The sequence below is a fragment of the Streptomyces sp. NPDC057638 genome, from assembly GCF_042800315.1.
Classification (GTDB): domain Bacteria; phylum Actinomycetota; class Actinomycetes; order Streptomycetales; family Streptomycetaceae; genus Streptomyces.
Genome location: NZ_JBHVHF010000217.1, coordinates 1 through 14252, shown reverse-complemented (window position 1 = coordinate 14252; position 14252 = coordinate 1). Strand labels below are relative to the sequence as shown.

At 72.1% G+C, this 14252-nt stretch carries 2 protein-coding genes; both read right to left on the bottom strand.

Annotated elements, in window-relative coordinates:
* Nucleotides 1–6091: SDR family NAD(P)-dependent oxidoreductase (locus tag ACFVIM_RS24955; protein ID WP_384305290.1), on the bottom strand; the 6091-nt coding region annotated here is incomplete at its 3' end.
* Between the two features lie 15 nt (nucleotides 6092–6106).
* Nucleotides 6107–14245 (bottom strand): SDR family NAD(P)-dependent oxidoreductase, encoded by an 8139-nt coding sequence (locus ACFVIM_RS24950; RefSeq protein WP_384305288.1) that lies wholly within the window; start codon nucleotides 14243–14245, stop codon nucleotides 6107–6109.
* Nucleotides 14246–14252: the final 7 nt, after the last annotated feature.

Below are 14252 nucleotides of genomic sequence, written 5' to 3'. Positions count from 1 at the left end.
GCGCGTCGGAGAGACGCTCCAGCAACACCATGCCCACCCCCTCGCCCCACCCCGTACCGTCCGCCGCGTCCGCGAACGCCTTGCACCGCCCATCCCCCGCCAACCCACGCTGCCTGCTGAATCCGATGAAGGTGCCCGGTGTGGCCATGACGGTGACACCTCCGGCCAGCGCGAGGTCGCATTCGCCGCCGCGCAGCGACTGGGCCGCCAGATGCAGGGCGACCAGCGACGACGAGCACGCCGTGTCCACCGTCACCGCCGGACCCTCAAGACCCAGGTGATAGGAGACCCGGCCGGAGACCACGCTGCCCGCGGCGAGATCGGTCCCGTAGTCGTGGTACATCACCCCGGCGAAGACACCGGTCCGGGTGCCGCGCGCCGAGGCCGGATCGATCCCCGCCCGCTCGAACGACTCCCACGACGTCTCCAGCAGCAGCCGCTGCTGCGGGTCCATCTCCAGGGCCTCACGCGGCGAGATTCCGAAGAACGCGGCGTCGAACTCTCCCGCCTCGTAGAGGAATCCGCCTTCGACCGAGTACGTCGTGCCAGGGTGGTCCGGGTCCGGGTGGTAGAGCCCTTCCCGGTCCCAACCGCGGTCGGCGGGGAACTCCGCGATGAGATCGGTGCCCGTGGAGAGCAGGTGCCACAGCTTCTCCGGCGTGTTCGCCCCGCCCGGGTAACGGCAGGCCATCGACACGATCGCGATGGGATCATCGGCGACGGCCACGGGCGCGGTGTCGCCGACCGAGGACTTGGGCCCGGTCTCGTCGGCGCACGCGACGACATGGCGGGCCAGCGCGTCCGGCGTGGGGTAGTCGAAAATCAGCGTCGCGGGCAGGCGAAGGCCGGTGACACTCTGGAGCCGGTTGCGCAGTTCGATGGCGGTCAGCGAGTCAAAGCCGAGTTCCTTGAAGGGACGTTCGGCGTCGACCGCCGTTGGCCCCGGGTAGCCGAGGATCGTGGCCACGCCCTCCCGGACGGCCAGCAGGGCGTGGGCGTGGCGTTCGGCCGGGAGGAGCCCGGCGATCCGCTCGGCGAAGGAGTGCTCCGACGTCGTGGCCTGGGCGGCGGCGGTGCGGTGCCGGGAGGCGGGGACGAGTCCGCGCAACAGGGCGGGGATCTCGGTGGCGGACGTACGCAGTGCCGCGATGTCCATCCGTATCGGCAGGAGCTGGGCGCTGCGGGTGGTCCAGGCGGTGTCGAGGAGGGCGAGCGCCTCCCGGGTCGACAGTCCGGAGACACCGGCTCGCGCCATCCGGTCGCGATCCGCCTGAGGGAGGGCGCTCGTCATGCCGCTCTCCTCGCTCCACAAGCCCCAGTTGAGGGAGACGGCGGTCAGCCCCTGAGCACGCCGGTGATGGGCCAGCGCGTCCAGGAAGGCGTTGGCCGCCGCGTAGCCGCCCTGTCCCGGACCACCGAAGACACCGGCGGCGGACGAGAACAGGACGAAGGCCGCGAGCGGTGCGTCGGCGGTGAGCTCATGCAGGTTCAACGCGCCGTCCACCTTCGGGCGGAAGACTCCCGCCACCCTCTCGGGGGTCAGCGACTCGATCACACCGTCGTCCAGCGTGCCGGCGGTGTGCACCACGGCGGAGACCTGGTGCCGCGCCAGGACAGCGGCCAGTGCCTCACGGTCGGCTACGTCGCACGCGGCCACCGAGACGGTGGCGCCGAGCTCTCGCAGTTCCTCCGCGAGGACGTCGGCGGTCCGGCGTGACACGAGCAGCAGCCGCTTCACTCCGTGCGCCGCCACCAGGTGCCGTGACACCAGACCGCCCAGTGTGCCCGACGCGCCGGTCACCAGGACCCAGGAGTTCTCCGGGACGGTGAGGGAGGGCGTCTCCGAGGGATCGGGCAGGGCACGGACGATGCGCGGTGCCCGCATCTCACCGTGGCGTATGGCCAGCTGCGGCTCTCCGGACGTCAGCGCGCCCGGCAGGGCCCGCAGCGACTCCGGTGACGCGTCCACGTCGACGAGGACGAAGCGGCCCGGGTGCTCCGACTGCGCGGACCTGACCAGCCCCCACACCGGGGCGTGTGCCAGCGCGGGTACGTCCTCGTCCGGCCCGGCGGCTATGGCCCCACGGGTGAGGACGACCAGCCGCGCGTGCTCGAAGCGCTCGTCCGCCAGCCACGACTGCACCAGTGCGAGGACGGCCGTGGCGGCTGTCCCGGGAGAGCCGTCGCAGGTCGCGACCATGATGTCGGGGGCTTCGGGCAGGTCGGCGAAGTCGGCGGTGAGTTCGGCCCCCGGAAGAGCGACGGCGGCGCCGAGCCGGTCCTCTCCGACCACGGCCCACCGCAGTGCGGACGCCGCGGCCACGTCGGCGGGCGCGGGTTTCGCGACGGCGGGCCATGCGACGCGGTAGAGCGAGCGGTGGACGGCGGTCCTGGCGCCGTCGGGCTCCGGGGTGGCCACGGGCCGCAGGACCAGGGCGTCCACGCTGGCCACCGCCTGGCCGCTCACGTCGGCCACGGCGAGCGAGAAGGTGTCGTCCCCGACCACCGCGAGCCTGATCCGCGCCGAGGTGGCACCGGTGGCATGCAGCCGTACCCCTGTCCAGGAGAACGGCATACGGGCCTCCGGGCCGGAGTCCGCGAGGCTGCTGAGTCCCACGGACTGGAGCGCGGCGTCCAGCAGCGCCGGGTGCAGGCCGAACGCGTCGGCGTCCCGCGCGGTCGCCTCGTCCAGGGCGATCTCCGCGAAGACCTCGTCACCCCGCCGCCAGGCGGCGCGCAGACCCCGGAAGGCCGGGCCGTAGGCGAAGCCCAGCTCGGCGAGCCGGTCGTAGTGGCCGGTGATGTCGAGGGGTTCGGCGCCCTCGGGGGGCCATAGCTCCGTCCGCCGGGGTGGCGCCGGAGCTTCCGCCGACGCGAGCACACCGCTGGCGTGACGGGTCCATCCCTCGTCGCCGTCGGGCCGCGCGTGGACGGTGAACGTACGCCGTCCCGCGGTGTCCGCCGTGGAGACACGCAGCCGCAACCGGGTTCCGCCGTCGGCCGGGAGCACGAGCGGAGCCTCCAGGGTCAGCTCCTCCAGAAGGTCACACCCCACGTGGTCACCGGCGCGTACCGCGAGTTCCACGAAGGCCGTGCCGGGGAGCAGCACGGTGCCGAGCACCGCGTGGCCCGCGATCCAGGGCTGCCGCGCGAGGGACAGCCTGCCGCTGAGGAGCACCTCGTCGTCCTCACCCGTCTCGACCACCGCGCCCAGCAGCGGATGGTCGGCGGCCGCCAGGCCGAGCGCCTCCGGCTCGCCGGAGCCGATGGGGTGGATCCGCGGCCAGATCCGGTGCCGCTGGAAGGCGTACGTCGGCAGATCGACACGGCGGGCCCCGGTGCCCTCGTACATCGCGGCCCAGTCGACGTCCGCGCCCTGGACGAAGGCGGTGGCCAGCCCCTCGGCCAGGGCCAGGGACTCGGGACGGTCCCGGCGCACGGTCGGGGTGAACACGGCCTGCGGATCCTCGGCCAGGCACTCCTGCCCCATGGCGCAGAGCACACCACCGGGCCCCAGCTCCACGAAGGTGCCGACACCTCGCTCCCGCAGGGCCCGTACGCCGTCGCCGAAGCGCACCGCGTCACGGATCTGCCGGGTCCAGTAGTCGGGGCGGCTGAGCTCCTCGGCGGTGGCGATCCGTCCCGTGACATTGGAGACGACCGGAATCCTCGGCGCGTGGAACGTGAGCGCGGTGACCACCGTACGGAAGTCGGCCAGCATCCCGTCCATACGGGCGGAGTGGAACGCGTGACTCACGTTGAGCCGCTTGGTGCGGTGCCCACGCTCCGCGAGCTCGGCCGCCACGGCGTGTACGGCGCCCTCGTCACCGGAGATCACGACCGAGCGCGGGCCGTTGACCGCGGCGATCGACACCCCGTCGGTGAGGAGCGGGTTCACCTCGTCCTCGGAGGCCCGTACGGAGACCATCGCCCCGCCGGCCGGCAGGCCCTGCATCAGCCGGCCCCGGGCGGCGACCATGGTGCACGCGTCCGCCAGCGAGAGCACTCCGGCCACATGCGCGGCCGCCAGCTCGCCGAGGGAGTGGCCCAGCAGGGCGACCGGTTCCGGACCCCAGGTCCGCACCAGCCGGTACAGCGCCACCTCGATCGCGAAGAGAGCTGTCTGTGTGTACTGCGTCTGGTCGAGCAGCGCGGCCTCGGGCGTGCCGGGGTCGGCGAGGAGCACCGTGGACAGGGGCGGTTCGAGCAGGGGGTCGAGCCGGTCGAACACGGCGTCCAGCGCCTCGGCGAACACCGGGTGCCGCGCGTACAGCTCACGGCCCATGCCCGGGTACTGACTGCCCTGGCCGGTGAAGAGATACGCGGTACGCGTCAGACGGCGACCGGTGCCCCGGACCAGGCCCGCGGCGTTCTCGCCCCGGGACAGCGCGCCGAGCGCGTCGGTGAGGGTGTCGGTGGACGCGCTCTCCGCGAGCAGTACCGCCCTGTGCTCGAACGCGGACCTGGTGGCGGCCAGCGAGTAGCCGACATTCAGCGCCTCGGCGGGATTCTCGCGCAGGCTCGCGGCCAAGCGGCCGGCCTGGTCACGTAAGGCCGCCTCGGAGCGCCCCGCGATCACCCAGGGCAGCACGGGAGGGCCGGGCCGCTCCGGTGCCGTGTCCCGTGCCGCCTCCGCCACAGCGCCCGGTTCCGTGGCCGGTTCCGTGACCGGGGTGGCCGGTTCGGTGCCCGGTTCCGTGGCCGGTTCCCTGACTGGGGCAGGTGCCTCCTCGATGATGGCGTGCACATTGGTGCCGCTGACGCCGAAGGACGAGACTCCGGCGCGACGCGGCCTCCCGGTCTCCGGCCAGGCGCGCTCCTGGGTCAGCAGCGACACCGCGCCCGACTCCCAGTCCACATGCCGGGAGGGCTCGTCGACATGGAGGGTCCTGGGCAGCCTGCCATGCTCCATCGCCTTGACCATCTTGATCACACCACCGACACCGGCCGCCGACTGGGTGTGGCCGATGTTCGACTTCAGCGAGCCGAGCCAGAGGGGACGCCCGGGGTCACGCCCCTGCCCATAGGTCTCCAGCAGGGCCTGCGCCTCGATCGGATCACCGAGGGTGGTGCCGGTGCCGTGCGCCTCGACCGCGTCGACGTCGGCCGGTGTCAGGCCCGCCGCCGCCAGCGCCTGGCGGATGACGCGCTCCTGGGCGGGGCCGTTGGGGGCGGTCAGCCCGTTGCTGGCCCCGTCCTGGTTGGCCGCTGTGCCTCGGACGACGGCGAGCACCGGGTGTCCCTCGCGCCGCGCGTCGGAGAGCCGCTCCAGGAGCAGCATGCCCACGCCCTCGGCGAGACCGGTTCCGTCGGCGGCGTCCGCGAACGCCTTGCAACGGCCGTCGGAGGCGAGTCCGTGCCCCTGCCCCCGGCTGAACTCGTCGAAGAGCGTCGGGGTGGCCATCACCGCGACGCCTCCCGCGAGCGCCAGGGCGCACTCGCCGCCGCGCAGGGACTGCACGGCGAGGTGCAGGGCGACCAGCGACGAGGAACACGCCGTGTCGACGGTGATCGCCGGGCCTTCCAGACCCAGCTGGTAGGAGACACGGCCGGAGGCGATGCTGCCCGCGCTGCCATTGAAGATATAGCCCTCGATGGCGTCCCTCGACTGGCTCACCAGGTCGCCATAGTCGTGGTACATCACCCCGGCGAAGACCCCGGTGCGGGAACCGCGCAGCGAGTGGGGGTCGATGCCCGCCCGCTCGACCGCCTCCCACGAGGTCTCCAGCAGCAGCCGCTGCTGGGGGTCCATGGCGAGGGCCTCACGCGGCGAGATGCCGAAGAAGTCGGGGTCGAACTCGGCGGCGTCATGGAGGAATCCACCGCGGTCGTAGCGGCCGTCGAGATCCCAGCCGCGGTCCGCGGGGAAGGACGTGACGCCGTCGACCTCATCGGATACCAGCTGCCACAGTTCCTCGGGGGTACGAACGCCGCCGGGGTAGCGGCAGCTCATCGCGACGATCGCGATGGGCTCGGCGGACCGTGCGGCCAGGTCGCGCTTCTGCTGGCGCAGCCGCTCGACCTCCTTCATGGACGCCCGCAGGGCGGCCGCGAGCTTGGCTTCCGGGCCGGGATGGGTGTTGTCGGTCATGTCAGGCTCCACACCTCACGCGTTCGTACCGCTGGTGGCGTCCTCGCTGCCATCGAGGGCGAGGTTGATGAGCTTGTCGAGATCCATGGCGTCGATGGACTCCAGTGCGCGCTGGTCGTCGGCGCGGCCGGCCGGCTCGGGCGCCACCTGCTCCGGCAGTTGCGCGTCGGAGCCGTTGTCGTGGGTGCCGGGCGACAGCTTGGCGCCGAGGTACTGGGCGATGGCCGCCGGTGTGGGCTGGTCGAAGACCAGCGTGGCGGGCAGCCGCAGCCCCGTGGCCGTACGCAGCCGGTTGCGGAGTTCGACGGCCGTGAGCGAGTCGAAGCCCAGTTCCTTGAAGGCCCTGCCCGGGTCGATGGTCTCCAGGGATGTGTGGCCGAGTACGGACGCGACGCGGGTGACGACGAGTTCTTCCAGGGTGCCCGTCCGCTCCGCCGGGGTCATCGCACGGAGCCGTTCCACCAGCGTGCCCCTGTCCGCCGTGTCATGGCCCACGGCGGCCCGCACGGTACGGCGCACAGGGGTGCCGATCAGCTCCCGCAGCAGCGGCGGAACGTCCGACGTCCGCGCGGACCTGCGCAGAGCCGCCAGGTCCAGACGCATCGGCAGCAGCTGGGGCCGCGATACGGAGACGGCCGCGTCGAACAGCGCGAGCCCCTCCCGCGCGGTCATGGCGGTGACACCGAGCCGGGTCATACGGCGCAGGTCGGTGCGGTCGAGATGGGCGGTGAGACGGCTGCGCTGCTCCCAGAATCCCCAGCCGAGGGAGATGGCGGGCAGACCACGGGCGCGACGATGGTGCGCCAGGGCGTCCAGGAAGGTGTTCGCCGCCGCGTAGCTGGCCTGCCCGGGACCGCCGAAGACACCGGCGGCTGAGGAGAACACGACGAACGCGGAGAGCGGCCGGTCGGCCGTGAGTTCGTGGAGGTTGAGGGCTCCGTCCACCTTGGGCCGCAGGACGTCCGCGACCCGCTGCGGCGTGAGGGATTCCACGATGCCGTCGTCCAGCGTGCCCGCCGTGTGAACGACGGCGGACACCGCGTTCCGGGTCAGCACCTCCCGCAGCGCCTCGCGGTCGGCCACGTCGCAGGCCGCGACCGACACCTCGGCACCCGATGTCCGCAGCTCGGACGCCAGATCATCGGCCGCGTTCCGGGAGACGAGCACCAGCCGTCGTACGCCGTGCTCCAGGACCAGATGCCGTGCCACCAGACCGCCGAGGGTGCCCGACGCGCCCGTGACCAGAACGGTCGAGTCAGGCCCGAAGGAGACGGAGTCCGCCGCCTCGGCCGGCTCGGCCCGGCGGAGCCGCGGGGCAGAGGGCTTCCCGCTCCTCAGGGCGATTTGCGGCTCGTCCGAGGCGATGGCCACGGGCAGGGCCCGCAGCGACTCCGGGGACGCGTCCACGTCGACGAGGACGAAGCGGCCCGGGTGCTCCGACTGCGCGGACCTGACCAGCCCCCACACCGGGGCGTGTGCCAGCGCGGGTACGTCCTCGTCCGGCCCGGCGGCTATGGCCCCACGGGTGAGGACGACCAGCCGCGCGTGCTCGAAGCGCTCGTCCGCCAGCCATGACCGCACCAGTTCGAGGACACGGTACACATGGCCGTGGGTGGCCTCCGCCGACAGCGCGTCCGGCTCACCGATGAACGGGGCGATCACGACGCCGGGGACGCTCTCCAGATCCGCTACATCCCTCAGACCCGCGTGAACGGAGACGCCGGGGAGCTGGCCGGCGAGGCCCGGTGTGTCCGTACCCAGCACCGCCCAACCGAGCGGTGAGCCGGTTTCGGTCCGCGGCGCGGGCTCGGGTATCCGGGTCCAGTCCGGCCGGAACAACCCGTCGTGGACGGTCGGGTCGGCCGCCCTGAGCTGCTGGGTGGCGACCTGCCGTACGACCAGTGACTCGATCGACACCACCGGCCGTCCCGTGGAGTCGGTGACGTCGATGGCGACGGCGTCCTCCTCCGCACGCGGGGTGATGCGCACCCGGAGGGCCGAGGCTCCCGAGGCGTGCAGCCGCACCCCGTTCCAGGAGAAGGGCAGCCGGGCGCGTCCTTCGCCCGCCGACGGCAGCAGTCCGAGGCCGAGGCCGTGCAGGGCGGCGTCGAGGAGCGCGGGATGGATACCGAACGCCCCTGCCCCGGCGGCGTCCCCGGCGGACAGTTCGACCTCGGCGAACACTTCGTCGAAGACCTCGTCACTGCGCCGCCAGGCGGCGCGCAGCCCTTGGAAGGAGGGACCGTAGCCATAGCCCTGCTCGGTCAGCCGGTCGTAGTAGCCGTCGATATCAACGCGCTCGGCGCCGGGCGGCGGCCATGCCGTGAGGTCAGCCGCCCGGTGGCTCTCACTCTCGGTGAGAAGCCCGGTGGCGTGGCGGGTCCAGGGATCGTCGGCGGCGGCCGACTCGGACCGGGAGTGGAGGCTGACCGACCGGCTGCCGGTCTCGTCGGCGGCCGACACGGTCAGCTGGACGCGCACCTCACCGCGCGCGGGCAGCACCAGGGGCGCTTCGAGCGTGAGTTCCTCGACAGCGTCACAGCCGACCTCGTGTGCCGCGTGCAGGGCGAGTTCGACGAATCCGGTCCCGGGCAGCAGGACCGTGCCGGAGACGGCGTGGTCGGCGAGCCAGGGGTGGGTCTGGAGGGACAGCCGGCCGGTCAGCAGATAGCCGTCGGTGTCGGCCAGCGGGGTGGCCGCGCCCAGCAGCGGGTGTTCGGCGGAGACCAGACCGGCGGCGGCCACGTCGCCGCTGTGCCGCGCGTCGTCCTCCAGCCAGTAGCGGGTGCGTTGGAAGGGGTAGGTGGGGAGATCGACAGCGGTGGGCCGGTGCGGGCTGAAGAACGCCCGCCAGTCGACGGGAACACCGTTGACGTGCAGTTCGGCGGCCGAGGCCAGGAACCTGCCCAGACCACCCTCGTCCCGCCGCAGCGTGCCCGTCACGACAACCTCGGCGGCCTCCTGGATACCGATCGTCAGCACAGGATGCGCACTGGACTCCACGAACGTGCCGAAACCATCGGCGACCAGCGCCCGCACCGCCTCCTCGAAACGCACCGTCTGACGCAGATTGCGATACCAGTACGACGCGTCGAGCATGGCCGTGTCGACAGGTCCCGCGTCCACGGTGGAGTAGAACGGGATCCGCGCCGGACGAGGATTGATCGGGGCCAGGACATCGAGGAGTTCCGCCTCGATCCGCTCCACATGCGAGGAGTGCGAGGCATAATCCACCGGCACCCGGCGGACCCGGATGTCCTCACCCTGGCACGCGTCGACGAACGCGGTCACCGCGTCCGCGTCACCCGCGACGACCGTACTCGACGGACCATTCACCGCCGCCACACCCAACCGACCCGACCACTCGGCGAGCCGCCCCTCCACCACCGCCAGCGGCAGCGCAACAGACGCCATACCCCCCTCACCCGCCAGAACCCGCCCGATCACCCGCGCACGCAACGCCACCACACGCGCCGCATCCTCCAAAGTGAGCGCACCACACACCGTCGCCGCCGCGATCTCACCCTGCGAATGACCCACCACCGCCCCCGGAACCACACCCAACGACCGCCACACCTCCGCCAGCGACACCATCACCGCCCACGTCACCGGCTGCACCACATCCACCCGATCCAGCACACCCCCCTCACGGACCACCTCGATGAGGTCGAAGTCCACAAACGGAGCCAACGCCCCAGCACACTCCCCCAACCGCGCCGCAAACACCGGCGACTCCCCCACCAACCGCGCACCCATACCCACCCACTGCGTCCCCTGCCCCGGGAACACAAAAGCCGTCATCCCCACATCGGTGGCCGTCCCCCGCACCAGACCCGGCACACCACCATCCCCCGCCAGAGCCCGCAGACCCTCCCGCAACTCCGCCACATCACCACCCACGACAACCGCCCGCTCCTCAAACCCCGAACGAGCCGTGGCCAGCGAGAACCCCACATCCACAGGACGCGGCTCCCCGGCCCCCTCCACGAACGCCAGCAACCGCTCCGCCTGCGCCCGCAACCCGGCCTCACTCTTCGCCGACACCACCCACGGCACCACACCCACCCCAGGAACAGGAGTGCCCGCTGCCTCCGGCTCGACCACCTCGGGCTCCGGCGCCTGCTCCAGCACCGCGTGAGCGTTCGTACCACTGATACCGAACGACGACACACCCGCACGACGCGGATGACCCGTCTCCGGCCAGGCACGCTCCTCCGTCAGCAGCGACACCGCACCCGCACCCCATTCCACCTGCGCGGTCGGCTGCCCGACATGCAACGTCCTCGGCAGCACTCCATGCTGGAGGGCGAGCACCATCTTGATGAGCCCCGCGGCACCCGACGCGGCTTGGGTGTGGCCGATGTTGGACTTCACCGACCCCAGCCACAACGGCTCCCGGTCCCCACGCCCCTGACCATAGGTCGCCAGCAGTGCCTGCGCCTCGATCGGATCGCCCAGCTTCGTCCCCGTCCCATGCGCCTCCACCGCGTCCACCTCGGCGGCCGACAGACCCGCCTGCGCCAGCGCCTGCCGGATCACCCGCTGCTGCGACGGACCGTTCGGCGCCGTCAGACCATTGCTCGCGCCGTCCTGATTGGTCGCCGTACCGCGCACGAGCGCGAGGACCCGGTGCCCGTTACGCCGCGCGTCGGAGAGACGCTCCAGCAGCACCATGCCCACGCCTTCGGACATTCCCATGCCATCGGCGTCGGCGGAGAAGGCCCGGCACCGCCCGTCCACGGACAGCCCGCGCTGGCGGCTGAACTCGGTGAACGAGGACGGGATGGCCATGACCGACACACCGCCCGCCAGGGCGAGCTCCGACTCCCCCTGGCGCAGCGACTGGGCCGCCAGATGCAGGGCGACCAGCGACGACGAGCAGCCCGTGTCGAGCGTCACCGCCGGGCCTTCCAGACCGAGGATGTACGAGACACGGCCCGAGGCGATGCTCGCCGTGTTGCCCGTCCCGAGGTAGCCCTCCACTCCTTCGGGTACCTCGCGCAGCCGCGAGCCGTAGTCGTGATAGCTGACTCCGGCGAAGACCGCCGTACGGCTGCCGCGCAGCGACTGCGGGTCGATGCCCGCCCGCTCGAACGCCTCCCAGGAGGTCTCCAGCAACAGTCGCTGCTGCGGGTCCATGGCGAGGGCCTCACGCGGCGAGATCCCGAAGAAACCCGGGTCGAACTCGGCGGCGTCGTGCAGGAACCCGCCATGCCGGGTGTAGGTCTTGCCCGGCTGCTCGGGGTCCGGATCGTAGAGTTCCTCGATGTCCCAGCCCCGGTTGGTGGGCAGCTCGGAGATGGCTTCGCCGCCGTCGGCGAGAAGCGTCCACAGAGCTTCGGGGGACTCCACCCCGCCAGGGAAGCGGCAGCTCATGGCAACGATCGCGATCGGGTCGTCGGCGACGGACCGTACGGTGTCGGCCGCGGCTGTTCCGGGGCTGCCCGCGCCGGCGTCCGTACCCAGGATCTCGTCCCGCAGATAGCCGGCGAGCACGGTCGGATTCGGGTAGTCGAAGACGAGCGTCGTGGGCAGGCGCAGCCCCACGGCGTTGTTGAGCCGGTTGCGGAACTCGACCGCGGTGAGCGAGTCGAAGCCCAGCTCCCGGAAGGCCCGGCCGGGCTCCACCGCGTCGGAGGACGCGTGCCTGAGGACGGCCGCCGCCTGCGTACGCACGAGATCCAGCAGGGCCCTCTCCCGCTCGGCGGCCGTGGCCATGGCGGCCAGTCGCTGCGCCAGCGGCGAGGACTCGGCACGCTCGGCGGCGGGTACGGCGGCGCCATCGACGGGTCGGGCGGCACTGTCCAGGATCCGCCGCGCCTCGGGAACGCCGTTGAGCAGCGGCCGCGGCCCGGCGGAGGTGAAGACGGGTACGAAGCGCTCCCAGTCGACGTCGGCGACCGCCACGAAGGTCTCGCCGTCCTCGATGACCTGGCGCATCGCGGAGAAGGCCGTGTCCGGGTCGAGGAAGGGAAGCCCTCTGGCCTGGAGCTGCTCGGGCTTCACCCCGTCCGGCAGCCGCTCGGGGTCCCAGACGTTCCACACACCCCAGGCGATGGAGCTGGCGGGCAGGCCGCGTCCACGACGCTCCTCGGCGAGGGCGTCGAGGTAGGCGTTGGCGGCGGCGTACGCGCCATGCTCGCCACTGCCCCAGACACCGGCGATCGAGGAGAAGAGGACGAAGGAGTCCAGGGAGTCTCCGTCGAGCAGCTCGTCCAGGTACCGGGCCCCGTTCACCTTGGCGGCGAGAACGTCGGCGAACTCGGAGAGCCCCGACTCGGCGAGCGAGGCGAGCTCGATGAAGGCGGCGGCGTGGATGACCGTACGGACGACCGAACCCGCTGCCGTGAGATCGGAGAGGAGCGTGGCGAGGGAGTCGCGATCCGCGGCATCGCAGGCGGCCACCGTCAGTCGGGTGCCGGAGGCGGCGAGTTCCGCTTCCAGCTCCGCCATGCCGGGGGCGGAGGGCCCACGGCGACTGGTGAGAACGACGTGTTCGGTACCGGTGTCGGCGAGCCAGCGAGCGATGAGCGGGCCGAGGGCGCCCGTCCCACCCGTGACGAGAGCCGTGCCGCGCGTGCGCCAGGCACCGGTAGCCGGGTCGGTCGCCTCCCGTTCGGCCGGACGCGGGTTCCGCACGAGCCGGCGGGCCAGGATGCCCGAAGCGCGCACCGCCGTCTGGTCCTCGCCGTCCGCACCCGCCAACACCGCGCACAGACGGGCCTGCGCCCGCTCATCGAGCGTCTCGGGCAGATCGACCAGGCCGCCCCAACGCTGGGGTTGTTCGAGCGCGACCACGCGGCCCATGCCCCACACCTGTGCCTGGAGCGGGCTGGTGACCTGGTCCTTACCGCTCACCGACACCGCGCCACGGGTCGCGAGCCACACACGGACGGGGAGGTCGAGCTCGCCCAGTGCCTGGATCAGGGCGAGGGTGGCGGCGACTCCGGCGGTCATCGACGGCTGAGCCGTGTGCGGGCGTTCGTCGAGTGCGAGGAAGGACAGCACGGAGGCTGACGGGCCTTCCGCCGACTCCCGTGCCTCCAGGGCCTTCGTCAGTGCCGTGACATAACGCGTGCGTTCGGCTTCCCGTGCCGGGACGACCATGTCGACGACGTGGGCGCCCCGACGGGTGAGCGCGGTACGGGCGGCGGTCACCGCCGCGTCCTCCGTATGCCCCTCGGGGAGTACGAGCAGCCAGGTGCCGGCGAGCGCGGCGGAGCCGGGTTCCGTGACCGGCTGCCAGGCCACACCGTAACGCCAGCTGTCCACGGTGGCGTCGCGTCGGCGCTGACGGCGCCAGTCCGCGAGCGCCGGAAGCACCGCGCTGAGTGGTGCGTCCGTCTCCGTGGCGAGGGTTCCGGCCAGGCTCTGCCAGTCCTCGCGTTCGACGGCGGCCCAGAAGCGCGCGTCGACGGCGTCCGAGGGGGCGGCGCTGGTCGACGCTCCTTCGGGGGCCTCCAGCCAGTAGCGGGTGCGTTGGAAGGGGTAGGTGGGGAGATCGACAGCGGTGGGCCGGTGCGGGCTGAAGAACGCCCGCCAGTCGACGGGAACACCGTTGACGTGCAGTTCGGCGGCCGAGGCCAGGAACCTGCCCAGACCACCCTCATCCCGCCGCAGCGTGCCCGTCACGACCACATCCGCGGCCTCCTGGATACCAATCGTCAGCACAGGATGCGCACTGGACTCCACGAACGTCCCATAACCATCGGCGACCAGCGCCCGCACCGCCTCCTCGAAACGCACCGTCTGACGCAGATTGCGATACCAGTACGACGCGTCGAGCATGGCCGTGTCGATCGGTCCCGCGTCCACGGTGGAGTAGAACGGGATCCGCGCCGGACGAGGATTGATCGGGGCCAGGACATCGAGGAGTTCCGCCTCGATCCGCTCCACATGCGAGGAGTGCGAAGCATAATCCACCGGCACCCGACGGACCCGGATGTCCTCACCCTGGCACGCGTCGACGAACGCGGTCACCGCGTCCGCGTCACCCGCGACGACCGTACTCGACGGACCATTCACCGCCGCCACACCCAACCGACCCGACCACTCGGCGAGCCGCTCCTCCACCACACCCAGCGGCAGCGCAACAGACGCCATACCCCCCTCACCCGCCAGAACCCGCCCGATCACCCGCGCACGCAACGCCACCACACGC